General features: G+C 46.9%; 10 protein-coding genes. 4 read left to right on the top strand and 6 right to left on the bottom strand.

The window, feature by feature from the left end; genetic code table 11:
- Positions 1-18: 18 nt before the first annotated feature.
- Positions 19-810 carry an envelope biogenesis factor ElyC gene (gene elyC / locus QMY49_RS09535; RefSeq protein ID WP_005450349.1) on the bottom strand — a complete coding sequence of 264 codons (792 nt, stop codon included), beginning with the start codon at positions 808-810 and terminating at the stop codon, positions 19-21.
- Between the two features lie 114 nt (positions 811-924).
- Between elyC and cmoM the strand changes: the two genes are divergently transcribed.
- From cmoM to mukB, 4 genes are read left to right on the top strand one after another with little or no spacing between them, the layout of a single operon-like run.
- Positions 925-1,716 carry a tRNA uridine 5-oxyacetic acid(34) methyltransferase CmoM gene (gene cmoM, locus QMY49_RS09530; RefSeq protein ID WP_283311218.1) on the top strand — a complete coding sequence of 264 codons (792 nt, stop codon included), beginning with the start codon at positions 925-927 and terminating at the stop codon, positions 1,714-1,716.
- A 2-nt stretch (positions 1,717-1,718) separates the two neighbouring features.
- Complete coding sequence (gene mukF / locus QMY49_RS09525; RefSeq protein WP_283311216.1) at positions 1,719-3,056, top strand: chromosome partition protein MukF; 1,338 nt, start codon at positions 1,719-1,721, stop codon at positions 3,054-3,056.
- Positions 3,037-3,762, top strand: coding sequence for a chromosome partition protein MukE (mukE, locus tag QMY49_RS09520; protein ID WP_005450345.1), 726 nt, complete (start codon positions 3,037-3,039; stop codon positions 3,760-3,762). The genes mukF and mukE overlap by 20 nt, the downstream gene beginning before the upstream one ends.
- A gap of 2 nt (positions 3,763-3,764) precedes the next feature.
- Complete coding sequence (gene mukB, locus QMY49_RS09515; protein ID WP_283314105.1) at positions 3,765-8,228, top strand: chromosome partition protein MukB; 4,464 nt, start codon at positions 3,765-3,767, stop codon at positions 8,226-8,228.
- 125 nt (positions 8,229-8,353) lie between these two features.
- On the opposite strand, the gene QMY49_RS09510 is transcribed toward mukB, so the two are convergent.
- The 5 genes from QMY49_RS09510 to cmoB all read right to left on the bottom strand — a co-directional run bounded on the left by QMY49_RS09510 (position 8,354) and on the right by cmoB (position 13,134).
- Entirely contained in the window at positions 8,354-8,506 is a 153-nt protein-coding gene (locus QMY49_RS09510) for a hypothetical protein (protein ID WP_005450343.1), read from the bottom strand.
- A gap of 199 nt (positions 8,507-8,705) precedes the next feature.
- Positions 8,706-9,674, bottom strand: coding sequence for an alpha-L-glutamate ligase-like protein (locus tag QMY49_RS09505; RefSeq protein ID WP_005450342.1), 969 nt, complete (start codon positions 9,672-9,674; stop codon positions 8,706-8,708).
- A gap of 3 nt (positions 9,675-9,677) precedes the next feature.
- The gene (locus QMY49_RS09500) at positions 9,678-11,183 is read right to left on the bottom strand and encodes an inactive transglutaminase family protein (RefSeq protein ID WP_005450341.1); all 1,506 of its coding nucleotides are present in this window, start codon (positions 11,181-11,183) and stop codon (positions 9,678-9,680) included.
- A gap of 11 nt (positions 11,184-11,194) precedes the next feature.
- The gene (locus QMY49_RS09495; protein ID WP_005450340.1) at positions 11,195-11,941 is read right to left on the bottom strand and encodes an ATP-dependent zinc protease family protein; all 747 of its coding nucleotides are present in this window, start codon (positions 11,939-11,941) and stop codon (positions 11,195-11,197) included.
- A gap of 221 nt (positions 11,942-12,162) precedes the next feature.
- Positions 12,163-13,134 (bottom strand): tRNA 5-methoxyuridine(34)/uridine 5-oxyacetic acid(34) synthase CmoB, encoded by a 972-nt coding sequence (gene cmoB / locus QMY49_RS09490; protein ID WP_005450339.1) that lies wholly within the window; start codon positions 13,132-13,134, stop codon positions 12,163-12,165.
- Between the last annotated feature and the right edge of the window lie 76 nt (positions 13,135-13,210).

Below are 13,210 nucleotides of genomic sequence, written 5' to 3'. Positions count from 1 at the left end.
GAATCGTTTTTAAGTGTTTTATGGTTGTTCTACTTCAACCATTGGTGTTTGACCTACGTTATCACGCAACTTTTGCCACAACCCACCTAAATACTCATGCCAATACAATTCGGTTTGTTCTAAGTAACGAGCTTTCGGAGTGTACTTTTGCCATGGCTGTTCAATGTCATCAATTGCCATAAAGTTGGTTGGCGCAGGGATTGGCTTGATACCTGCAGCATTAAACTCGTACAAAGCACGCTTCATATGGCTTGCTGAGGTTACCAGCACAATGTCTTTTTGCTTCACAAAGGCAGCGGCTTGGCGGGCTTCTTCCCATGTGTCTTTAGCGTCTTCGAGAAGGATGATGTCGGACTTTGCGACACCAAGAGAAAGTGCCACGTTAGCCATCATGCGCGCATGACTGATTTCAGATCCACCTGCATAACCGGACAAAATTAACTTAGCGCCAGGGTACATACGTAAAATACGGATGCCCTCGGTAAGGCGCATTAGCGCTGTACGGCTTAGTTGAGAAGTTGGTGGGATCTCATCATCGACGACATGACCATTACCAAGCACCATGACATAGTCAATGCTACCTGATACAGGTAAAAACGCTTTGTACTCGCGCTCAAGAGGCATCAGAAGCTTGGTTGAAACAGGTTGGAAGGCAACGAGGAAAATGCCGACAAAAGAGAATAGAACAACAAAGCAGCCAGTTTTACGTTTCGTGGTAAAACTAATGAGAGCAAGACCTAACAAGCCTATGATTAGCAATGCCGGAAGCGGCATTAACAAGGCTGACATTACTTTTTTCAGCTCAAACATACATAAATAGTCCGAAAAAACATCAATTGATAATAAAAATGAGGATAACCCTCTTTATTCCTGCTTTCCTTGTGACAGAATAGCGGCACAATCCGTTATGATAACTCAGCAGAAGTGACAGAAGACCGCAATTTCGACGATATCGCCCACAAATTTGCAAAAAATATTTACGGCTCCGATAAAGGGGAGATCCGACAAATCATTGTGTGGGAAGATTTTCTACAGATTCTAAGTGAATTAGACGCCGACCATCAAGCATTACAAGTCCTTGATGCTGGTGGTGGTTTAGCACAAATGTCGCAAAAGCTTGCTAAGCTCGGACATCATGTCGCTTTGTGTGATCTATCTTCGGAAATGCTGCAACTAGCAAAGAAGGATATTGAAAAAAACGGTTTGCTTGAGCAGTATCGCCTGATTCATTCGCCTGTCCAATCCATTGGTGAACACATGGAAGCGCAGGTGGATCTTGTCATGTTCCATGCCGTTATGGAGTGGTTGGTTGATCCGAAAACCGCACTTGAAACGCTTTTGGAGCAGGTCAAACCGGGGGGCATCGCTTCGGTTATGTTCTATAACCACCACGGCTTGGTCTATAAAAATGTGGTTTGTGGCAACATTCCTCATGTTTTAGACGGCATGCCTCACCGAAAAAGATTTAAACTACAGCCACAAAAAGGGCTAAAACCTGAAGAGGTTTATCAATGGATAGAAGATTCTGGTTTTAGTATTTGTGGTAAATCTGGTATTCGTTCATTCAGTGATTACATAGGTAATATGCAATACATGGGCGATTACGAGTTTGAAGATGTGTTGGCGCTAGAAAAACAACTTTGTCGACAAGAGCCATACCTCTCATTAGGCCGCTATATTCATGTGTGGGCTAAGAAGAACGATAAACAGGAATAACGATGAGTGAGATGACTCTCAATGCTGCAGAGCAACCAATCGATGAGTTGGTTGGCTGGGTAAAGCAGCACGATTTCTCGTTGAACCTGACCACTGAGCGACTGGCATTTTTGATTGCTATCGCTGTATTAAGTAATGAAAGGTTCGATGAAGAATTGGGTGAAGGTGAATTGCACGACGCATTTGCCATCGTCACTCGACTTTTTGATGAGACGGGAGAAGCTTCGGCTTTCCGTGCGAACAATGCCATTAACGAGATGGTTAAGCAGCGTCTTATGAGCCGTTTTGTCAGTGAGATTACTGACGGAGCGAGCATTTACCGCTTGTCGCCATTAGCGATAGGAATTACCGACTACTACGTGCGCCATCGTGAGTTCTCGAAACTGCGCCTTTCTATTCAGTTGTCTATGGTCGCTGATGAAATGGCGAAAGCGATTGAAGCGGCACAAAAAGGTGGCACTTCGGGCCACTGGAAGAAGAACGTGTACGGGATATTGAAATATTCTGTAGGCGAAATCTTCGATCAAATTGATCTCAACCAACGTGTGATGGATGAGCAGCAACAATCTGTGAAACAACAGATTGCTGACCTGCTTAACAAAGACTGGCGTGAAGCAATCAACAACTGTGAAGCGCTTCTGTCAGAAACATCAAGCACGTTGCGTGAACTTCAAGATACGCTGCAAGCTGCCAGTGATGAACTGCAAACTCAGATCCTAGACATTCAAGAGATTGTCTATGGTGACCCTGAGCTTGAGTTTATCGAAGAAGCCTTGTTTGGTCTTCAGATGAAACTGGACCGAATCACAAGCTGGGGTCAGCAAGCGATCGACCTTTGGATTGGCTACGACCGACACGTACACAAGTTCATCCGTACTGCAATTGATATGGATAAGAACCGTGCTTTTAGCTCGCGTCTACGCCAGTCCGTTAAAGACTACTTTGATTCGCCTTGGTATCTGACTTATGCAGATGCGGAAAGGCTTTCTGACCTTCGTGATGAAGCCCTAGTACTGCGTGATGACGAGGTAACAGGTCAAGTTCCGATGGAAGTGGAATACGAAGAGTTTCAACAAGTCAATGATGAGTTGGCGGAGCGAATTGGTGACATGCTGAAAGCGCATAAAGACCAAGGCGCACCTATTGACTTGAGCGTGGTACTGCGAGATTACCTTGCACAACACCCTCATACTCATCACTTTGATTTAGCTCGCATTGTCGTTGATCAGGCGGTACGTCTGGGTTATTCAGAATCCGACTACCAAGCTGTTCAGCCAGACTGGAAAGCAATCAACGAATTTGGGGCAAAGGTACAAGCGAATGTCATCGACCGATACTAATGAATACATGTCAGAGAATCTGGCAAAAGCAATTTCTAACCCTCTGTTCCCAGCGCTAGACAGCATGCTTCGAGCAGGGCGTCATGTTTCAAGTGAAGATCTGGACAACCACGCGTTGTTGTCGGATTTCGAACTTGAGCTTTCTTCTTTCTATCAGCGCTACAACACCGAATTGGTGAAAGCGCCAGAAGGTTTCTTCTACCTCCGTCCACGTTCAACGTCTTTGATTGGTCGTAGTGTCCTTTCTGAGCTGGACATGCTGGTGGGTAAGGTACTGTGTTTCCTTTACCTAAGCCCAGAACGTCTTGCGCACGAAGGCATCTTCACTAACCAAGAATTGTACGACGAGCTACTTGCTCTGGCTGATGAAAACAAGCTGATGAAGCTAGTGACGAACCGTGCGACTGGTTCTGACCTTGATAAAGAAAAGCTGTTTGAAAAAGTACGTACGTCACTCCGTCGCCTGCGTCGCCTAGGCATGATCATCAACATCGGTGAAACCGGTAAATTCAGCATCAGTGAAGCAGTATTCCGCTTTGGTGCCGATGTACGAATTGGTGATGATATGCGTGAAGCGCAGCTACGTCTGATCCGTGATGGTGAAGCGGTAGTGCACACCAAAGAGCCAAGCCAAGGCAGCCTATTGTCTGAAGAAGATCAAGACGACCAAGCCCAAGAAGAAACAACAGAAGAGGGTGAAGCATGAGCATGATTGAACGCGGTAAATACCAATCGCTGACCATGGTCAACTGGAACGGCTTCTTTGCCCGTACGTTTGACATCGATGGTCTGGTCACCACGCTATCAGGTGGTAACGGTGCAGGTAAATCAACCACAATGGCGGCGTTCATCACCGCATTGATTCCTGACCAAACGCTACTGCACTTCCGTAACACCACAGAAGCAGGCAGCAGCCAATCGTCTCGCGACAAAGGTCTGTACGGTAAGTTACAGCCGGGCGCATGTTATGCGGCGCTAGATGTGGTGAACTCACGTAACCAACGCCTATTGTTTGCAGTAAAACTGCAGCAAGTAGCGGGTCGTGATAAGAAAGTAGACATCAAACCGTTTGTTATCCAAGGTCTTCCAAGCCATGTGAAACCAACGGATATCTTGGTTGAAAGCGTATCTGCGACTCAAGCTCGTGTACGTCAAATCAATGAAGTAAAAGAATCGATCGCAGAATTTGAAGGCGTTCAATTTAAAGCCTTCTCTTCTATCGTGGATTACCACTCGCAGATGTTCGAATTCGGTGTGATTCCGAAGAAACTGCGTAACTCTGGTGACCGTTCTAAATTCTACCGCCTGATCGAAGCATCGCTTTACGGTGGTATCTCAAGTGCAATCACGCGCTCGCTTCGTGACTACCTTCTGCCACAAAACGGCGGCGTGAAGAAAGCCTTCCAAGATATGGAATCAGCACTGCGTGAAAACCGCATGACGCTAGAAGCGATCAAAACCACGCAAGCAGACCGTGACTTGTTCAAACACTTGATCACAGAGTCAACCAACTACGTGGCTGCGGACTACATGCGTCACGCGAACGATCGTCGTAACAAGCTGGATAAAACGCTGTCATTGCGTTCAGAGCTGTTCGGTTCTCGCGAAACTCTCGTTGAGCAAAACAACCTGCTTAACCGTGTTCAAGAAGAGCTAGAACTGCTGATCGAGTCGGAATCTGCGCTAGAGCAAGATTACCAAGCGGCTTCGGATCACTTGCAACTGGTGCAAAACGCATTACGCCAGCAAGAGAAGATCGAACGCTACCAAGAAGATCTTGAAGAGCTGAGTGAGCGTCTTGAAGAACAGATGATGGTAGTGGAAGAAGCGCAAGAACGCGTGATGATGGTGGAAGAGCAAGCGACCGTTGCGGAAGAAGAGGTGGATAGCCTTAAGACGCAGCTGGCTGACTACCAACAAGCACTCGACGTTCAACAAACTCGCGCCCTTCAATACCAACAAGCGGTTCAAGCGCTGGAAAAAGCGAAGCAACTACTTGGCGATGACAGCCTAACGGCAGAATCGGCACAAGCGCTTGTCTCTGAGCTTAAGAGCAAAGAATCAGAAAGCACCAACGCGTTGCTATCGGTTAAGCACAAACTGGACATGTCTTCTGCGGCAGCAGAGCAGTTCGAAACCGCGCTTAAACTGGTACAAAGCATCGTTGGTCAAGTTGAGCGTAAAGACGCGTCTGAACATGCGAAAACCGCAATTGCGAAAGCGCGTGAATCTCAGCAAGTCGCGCAAAACGAACAGCAATGGCGTGCACAGCACCGTGACCTTGAGCGTAGCCTTAACCAGCAACGTCAAGCGCGCGAGCTAGTCAACGAGTACCAAAAGCAATTCCATGTTGAACTGACTGACGAAATCACGTTTGAACAAGAGCGTGAACGTCATGCGATGCAAATCGACTCGCTAGAAATGACGCAAGAAGACGTGCGTGAACAACGCAGCGAACAGCGTCGTCTAGAGCAAGATGCAGCGGCGGAAATCAACAAGCTAGAAGCCATTGCTCCAACGTGGATTGCAGCGAACGATGCGCTAGAAAAACTGCGTGAACAAAGTGGCGCTGAGCTAGAAGATAGCCAGTCAGTCATGAGCCAAATGCAAGTGGTGCTTGAGCAAGAGAAGACCCTTTCTCTGGCAAAAGACAAACTAGCAGAGCGTCGCAGCCAACTTGACACTGAGATTGAGCGTCTTGCTTCACCTGGTGGTTCAAACGACCCTCGCCTGAAAGGTTTGGCAGATACTCTAGGCGGCGTATTGCTGTCTGAGATCTACGATGACATCACTATTGATGACGCGCCTTACTTCAGTGCGATGTACGGTCCGGCTCGTCACGCTATCGTTGTTTCTGACCTATCTGGTATCGAAGAGAAACTGGTAGAGCTAGACGACTGTCCAGAAGACTTGTACATCATTGAAGGTGACATCGATGCCTTTGATGACAGCTCATTCGGCGCAGAAGAGTTAGAAGGCGCGGTTTGTGTTCGCATGAACGATCGCCAAATGCGTTACTCTCGCTTGCCTGAAATCCCACTGTTTGGTCGTGCAGCACGTGAGCAGCGTTTAGAGCTACTACGTAACGAACGTGAAGAAGTTGTTGAGAAGCACGCGAAAGCAGCATTCGATTCGCAAAAAATGCAGCGTCTGTATCAAGCTTTCAACCAGTTTGTGGCAAGCCACATTCAAGTAGCATTCGAAGCTGACCCAGAGCAAGCATTGGCAACCATTCGCGACAAGCGTAACCAAATTGCGCGCGTACTGGCTGATCTGGATGCAAAAGAGCAGCAGCAACGTTCTCAACTGCAAACCAGCAAGCAAGCATTGTCTTCTCTAGACAAGCTAGCACCAAACATGGCGTTGATTGAAGACGAGTCGCTGCAAGCGCGCTTTGATGAGTTGGAAGAGAAAATCGCCCAGCTTTCAGAAGCAAAAGCTTTCCTAAATAACCACGCGAAAGCGGTGGCGGAACTGGAAAAAGTCGCAGTTGCCCTAGATGCCGATCCAGAGCAATTCGATGCACTAGAAGCGGAATACAAAGCGGCAGACGAACAGCTACAAGATCTTAAGAAGCAAATCTTTGCGCTCTCGGATCTCGTTGAACGTCGCCACTACTTCGCTTATTCAGATTCAGTAGACCTACTGAACAAGAGCAGTGAGCTGAGCGAACAGCTAAAAGCAAAACTGGTTCAAGCTGAACAAATGCGTACTCGCTCTCGTGAAGAGTTGAAACAATCGCAAGGTCAAATGAACCAATACAACCAAGTATTGGCTTCTCTGAAGAGTTCACACCAAGCGAAACTGGAAACGGTTCAAGAGTTCAAACAAGAACTTCAAGAGTTTGGCGTGAACGCTGACGAAGGTGCAGAAGAGCGTGCAATGCGTCGTCGTGACGAACTGCATGAGCGTCTACACACTTCTCGTAGCCGTAAGAGCGAATACGAGCGTACGATCACCTCTACTGAACTAGAGATGAAAGGCTTGGCGAAACGTCTGAAGAAAGTTCAGAAAGAATACGTTGAGCTGCGTACCTTCGTTGTTGCAGCGAAAGCTGGCTGGTGTTCGGTACTTCGTCTAGCGCGTGAGAACGATGTTGAGCGTCGTCTACACAAGCGTGAACTGGCTTACATGTCAGCGGATGAACTGCGTTCAATGTCGGATAAATCATTGGGTGCGCTGCGTCTAGCGGTTGCGAATAATGATGACCTGCGTGATGCGCTGCGTCTATCAGAAGACAATGCACGTCCAGAGCGTAAAGTTCTGTTTTACATCGCGGTTTACCAACATCTTCGTGAGCGCATTCGTCAGGATATCATCCGTACTGATGATCCAGTCGAAGCGATCGAAGAGATGGAAGTAGAGCTGGCGCGTCTAACGGAAGAGCTAACGCAACGTGAAAACCGCCTAGCGATCAGCTCTGAGTCAGTAGCGAGCATCATCAAGAAGACGATTCAGCGTGAGCAAAACCGTATTCGTATGCTGAACCAAGGTTTGTCGAACATCTCGTTCGGTCAGGTGAAGGGCGTACGTCTAAATGTGAAGATCCGCGAAAGTCACGAAGTGCTACTGAACGGTCTAGCGACACAACAAGAGCAGCATAAAGATCTGTTTGAATCGACTCGCTTTACCTTCTCTGAAGCAATGGCGAAACTGTTCCAACGCGTGAACCCACACATCGATATGGGTCAACGTTCTCCTCAGGTTCTGGGTGAAGAGCTACTGGATTACCGTAACTACCTAGAGCTAAGTGTGGAAGTGAACCGTGGTTCTGACGGCTGGCTACAAGCTGAATCTGGCGCGCTATCTACGGGTGAGGCGATCGGTACTGGTCAGTCAATCCTACTGATGGTTGTTCAAAGCTGGGAAGAAGAATCACGCCGTTTGCGCAGTAAAGATATCGTACCATGTCGTCTGTTGTTCCTTGATGAGGCAGCACGTCTGGATGCGAAATCTATCTCAACGTTGTTTGAACTGTGTGACCGTCTGGATATGCAGCTTCTTATCGCGGCGCCAGAAAATATCAGCCCAGAGAAAGGTACGACCTACAAACTCGTGCGTAAGGTGTTTAAAGACCACGAGCATGTACACGTAGTTGGTCTGCGTGGTTTTGGTCAAAACGATAAACCTAAGACTGAAGCACAAGAGATGATTGAAGAGTTTGAGTCCTAAACTCCGAAGCTAAAAACGCCCGCAAGAAACGCGGGCGTTTTTGTATTTGTAAAACGAAATAAGCCGAGTCTGTAGGGCAACAGGCTCGGCTTTTTTGCAGGCGCTTAAATGTGAAAAGGTAAGTCCTATTCTTCTGAAAAGTCGTTTCCTTTTTCGATCATTTCAGCAAGCTCATCAAGTGCTTGGACAGAGATTTCCGACAAACGTTGTAGGTGTTGGTCAAAGTTCTCTTGTTCAACAAGCGGAGTATCATTGTTATTAGTTTCTTTTGTTAGCATCGCCCAACCTCTCGAGTTGAGTAAGGGGGAGAAAATATAAAATCAAAAATCGGCAGAAAAAAGAAACGATCGATGTGTATTTTGTTAGCTGGATCATCGATTGCAGTGATAAAAACGATGAATTACTTAGGAAGAGAGCGATAGTGCTCAAATATGAAAAGAAAGCTAGCAACCACGAGAATGGCTGCTAGCGATTAGATTAGAACTGAGATTTTACGCCAAATTGCTCTGCTGCGTACGCAACACGCTCTTTTGGTTTTGGATACTCAGCAGGAGTGCCAAGGTTCTCAATGTGTTTCAAGCGAGGTAGGAGACCTGCACCGTTTGCAATTTGGATTGCTAGGCCAGGGCGAGCGTTTAGCTCCAGAACCATTGGACCTTCTTCTTTGTCCAATACCATGTCGGTGCCCATGTAACCTAGACCTGTCATTTCCCAAGCACTGGACGCAAGCTCTAACAAGCGCTCCCAATGAGGCACTTGCAGTGTCGACAGGTCTTTACCCGTATCTGGGTGATGAGTCACTGGTTGGTCAAATTGCACCGCGCGAATGGCTTTACCAGTAGCAATGTCGATACCGACACCTACCGCGCCTTGGTGAAGGTTAGCCTTACCATCCGATGCTGCTGTAGAGCAACGCATCATCGCCATAACAGGGTAGCCCTTAAATACGATAATACGTACGTCTGGCACACCTTCGTAACTGAAGCCGTCGAAGCAGTCATCAAACTTAATTAAGTTCTCAACCACAGCTACATCGTTCTTACCACCAAGGGAGAAAAGACCCGCGAGTGCGTTACTGATGTGACGCTCAACTTCTTCTTTATTGCAGGTAGCACCAGATGGCTTTGTATATACGCCATCTTTGTGTGAAGTGATAACCAAGATACCTTTACCACCACTGCCTTGAGCTGGCTTGATTACAAAACCGGGCCAGTTCTCAACCATCTTGTGAATCTTTTTCACTTCAGCTTGGCTGGCGATCACGCCAATAAGAGCAGGCACAGTCGCGCCTGCTGCTTCAGCGATAATTTTGGTTTTGAGCTTGTCATCCACCAAAGGGTATTTAGAACGATCATTGTAACGACCAATGTAACTGTGGTTACGCTTGTTCATCCCCATAATGCCTTTATGGCGGAGTTTTGCTGGCGAAGTAAAACGTTCAAACATCGTTTAGTCCTCCGCTAGTGGTTTAAAGCGACGTAGCTCAGTTAGACGGTAACCCGTGTATGTACCTAGTAGTAGAATACCTGCCAGTACAATGAGCTGTAGGCCGATAAAGTTAAACGTTAGGTGCTGGATGTAGGTGTTGGTCATTGCCAAGTAAACCAGTACCGCGGTCAGTAGTGAGCCACCACCTTGAAGGGCAACTTCTTTCGCGCCTTCTTCTTCCCATAGAATCGACATACGTTCGATCGTCCATGACAAGATGATCATTGGGAAGAAGGTAATGGTTAGACCCTCAGTCAGACCAATCTTGAATGCCACAACGGTAAACACAGAGATGATCATGATTACTGTGATGATAACCGCGGATATCCTTGCGACCAGAAGTAAGTTTAGCCTCGATAAGTAACTTCGGATGATCAGACCCGTACCGACAATCAGTAGGAAGCCGACGATACCTGTTACAAGTTGCGTTTGTACAAAGGCAACCGCAATAAGAACTGGCATGAAGGTACCGGATGTCTTAAGACCGATGATAACGCGCAGGAATACAACAATAAGAGCACCAATTGGAATCAGCATGATGGTCTTAAACATCGCCTGCTCTTCAAGAGGTAGGCTGTGGATAGACAGGTTCAATAGACCGTCAGCTTCCACTTTGTTGTTGGTTGCTTCTTGCGGTGTAAGCTCCTGCTTGATCATAGAGAAGTGAACTTGGCTGTTTTTGCCGCCCACTAGGTCAAGTAGGGAAACATTCGATTCATCCCAAACAAGCAGGTTAGGCTGCGCTGCAGCTTGCTCAGAGTTTGGTGAGAAGAGTACCCACTTATCGCCAGACCAAACTTGAACCATAGGTTGAATCGTTTGACGGCGACGTCCATCTTCCAGCTCGATAACGCCAACGGTCTTACTCTGTACGCCAGCGGTAAGCAGAATTTTGTGCAGAGCGTCGGTACGATCAAAGTCATTTAGAATCAGTGCCGCGTTTTGGCTATCTGGATCGTTCAGTGTTTTGATCAGCTCACGAGCGAAAGTCTCGTTGTCTGCTGAACGGCTCATTGCACGCTCAATCAACGCATTTGCTGCCGCTTGTTGAGGTGCTGAAAGGGTTGGTTTGGCAATTTCACCGGTTGGTGGCTGTTCATCCACTTTTGCTTGTGGATCAACCAAGAATTGGGCTTTGTAGTAAATGGTTTGTGCGCCAGTTGCTTGGCGGATAGACCATTCAGCACGACGACCTGAATCAGAGTTTACGTAAGAAACACCATAACCAGGAGATGACGCCGACTCACCGATTAAGGTGTAGCCTTTTTGTGTATGAGGAGCAGCGAGAGAAGCTTTAACTTCACCGCCATTTGCATTGAACTCAATGCGGGCTTCAACATCCCAAACTTGACGCGTTTCACCTGGAGTCCATGGAACGCCGTAATTCTGATGTCTGAAAACACTCAAAGCGATGCCCGCAACCACCAAAAGGATGATTGACAGGTAAAACGGTATTCTTGACGTCATAATCTACCTTATTATTTTTTATCTTCTTCCGTTTGAATATATTTACGACTCACATCGACGAGTGCGATGTCGCGCATAAATTCTCTTCCTAGTAACACAGGATGGTTCATTTGAGAGCGATCTGCCAACGTAAATTGCGCTTTTTCATGAATTTTTCCAACGCGCACCCAAAGTTCAACTACAGCACGACGCTCTAGTTCTTCATTGGTTGCTTGACGGATTTTCACGTAGCGAATAATTGGTGCTTCAATCCAAATATCTTTCTCTTCATCTGACTTGGTATTATCAGCTAGGTGGAAACGCACCCAGTTTTTGCCATTTCTTTCGAATTCTTCGATATCAACAGCATTCAGTGAAGATGTTGCCGCGCCGGTATCTACGCGAGCGTCGAACGTTTGTTTGATTGAATCGATCGTCACTCGCTCAATTGAGCCAAGGACAATGTCATGGGTAGGAGTTGCTTGAACGGGAGCAGGAGCTTGAACAATGATAGGTTCTTTAGGCTTTCTCACTTCGTCCATTGCTTCTTTACGGAAGGTATTGAGTTCGCCATTTAACTTATCCACTTGGTCTTCCAAACTTTCGATGTAATCCGACTGGTTACTAAGTTGAAGCTCTAAGTTGGTAACGCGAGTATTGAAATTCGTTTCTGAAGCCTGAATAGCAGCTAACGTTTCTTGGTGGTACTGTTCGCCTTTGGTCAAAGTACATCCAGATAGTAAGGCGATGGCAACAACCGGAGTCAATCGTATAAACATTGAAAACCTTGGGATTGGAGTAAGTTGTTTGTTTTTTAAGAGTTTAGCGTTATCGCCAAAGGCTCACAAGCAAGAATCTGCTTCAGACTCTTACAGAATGAGGAATAGTGACGAAAAGCCAAAAAATTAAGGACGCAAGACGCATCCTTAATTAGATTTGAAGAGAGGTTAATGTCTTAATGGAGGGAGTGAGTTAAGACAATGTCAGAAATCTCAGTTAATTATGGCTTGGTTGCGACAAGCACCGCACGGCGAGGTGCAGGGTAGCCTTCTACCGTTTTGCTTGGGTCGTTTGGATCTAGGTAATCCGGCAGTGAATTGTGCGTCATCCAGTCGGTCGTACGCTGCTCATCTACAGACGTTACGTTCTCATCTACAATACGCACATCTTTAAAGCCAACCAATTCTAGCCATACTTTCAGTGCTTTCGCTGACGGGAAGAAGTACACGTTACGCATTTGCGCGTAGCGAGACGTCGGAACCAATACCGCGTTCTCATCGCCTTCGATAACGAGTGTCTCTAGAACAAGCTCGCCACCTGATACTAACTGGTCTTTTAGCTGCACCAAGTGATCCAGTGGAGAGCGACGGTGGTAAAGGACGCCCATACTAAATACAGTGTCGAACGCTTCTAACTTTGGTAGTTGTTCAATACCTAATGGAAGAAGGTGAGCGCGTTGGTCATCGCCCATTAACTTACGAATCGCTTCGAACTGAATTAGGAACAGATGAGATGGGTCGATACCAACCGTTAGGCGTGCTCCTTCACCCAGCATGCGCCACATGTGGTAGCCGTTACCACAACCTACATCGAGCACGCTGCGGTTTTTTAGTGGTGAGATGTGCGGAAGAACGCGATCCCATTTCCAGTCACTGCGCCATTCAGTATCGATATGAATACCGTGCACTGTGTATGGACCTTTACGCCATGGGTGGAATGTACGCAGTAGGCTTTCTAGCTTTTTCAGCTCACCTTCATGGAAAGGCGTATCGTTGCTGATGGTTACTGAGTTTTTGATGTCCACTTGGTTTGGTGCACCTTGTGGAATCTTGTTCAGCGCTTTCAGCCAGCGACCAAAGTCACCGTGCTCAGCGTTTTGCCAATCTGTTAACTGTTGAGGTAATACGTTTAGCCACGGCTGAAGACGAGTGTCTTGAGCGATTAACTGATAAAAATTAGCAAAATTAAACATAGTTTTTCACTGAGTTTATGGAGTCTGCAGACCCTGGGTAAAAGTTAAATGTGTCATTCCCTACAGTGAGGGACGA

Source organism: Vibrio harveyi (assembly GCF_030060435.1).
Lineage (GTDB): Bacteria > Pseudomonadota > Gammaproteobacteria > Enterobacterales > Vibrionaceae > Vibrio > Vibrio harveyi.
Note: the sequence above shows the minus strand (reverse complement) of the source record. Positions and strands in the feature narration are given on the sequence as shown.

Excerpts from the sequence above, each read along its gene's own strand:
- QMY49_RS09500 (WP_005450341.1), bottom strand. The coding sequence starts at position 11,183 with ATGACGTCAAGAATACCGTTTTACCTGTCAATCATCCTTTTGGTGGTT.
- mukF (WP_283311216.1), top strand. The coding sequence starts at position 1,719 with ATGAGTGAGATGACTCTCAATGCTGCAGAGCAACCAATCGATGAGTTG.
- elyC (WP_005450349.1), bottom strand. The coding sequence starts at position 810 with ATGTTTGAGCTGAAAAAAGTAATGTCAGCCTTGTTAATGCCGCTTCCG.
- QMY49_RS09510 (WP_005450343.1), bottom strand. The coding sequence starts at position 8,506 with ATGCTAACAAAAGAAACTAATAACAATGATACTCCGCTTGTTGAACAA.
- QMY49_RS09505 (WP_005450342.1), bottom strand. The coding sequence starts at position 9,674 with ATGTTTGAACGTTTTACTTCGCCAGCAAAACTCCGCCATAAAGGCATT.
- mukE (WP_005450345.1), top strand. The coding sequence starts at position 3,037 with ATGTCATCGACCGATACTAATGAATACATGTCAGAGAATCTGGCAAAA.
- cmoB (WP_005450339.1), bottom strand. The coding sequence starts at position 13,134 with ATGTTTAATTTTGCTAATTTTTATCAGTTAATCGCTCAAGACACTCGT.
- QMY49_RS09495 (WP_005450340.1), bottom strand. The coding sequence starts at position 11,941 with ATGTTTATACGATTGACTCCGGTTGTTGCCATCGCCTTACTATCTGGA.
- mukB (WP_283314105.1), top strand. The coding sequence starts at position 3,765 with ATGATTGAACGCGGTAAATACCAATCGCTGACCATGGTCAACTGGAAC.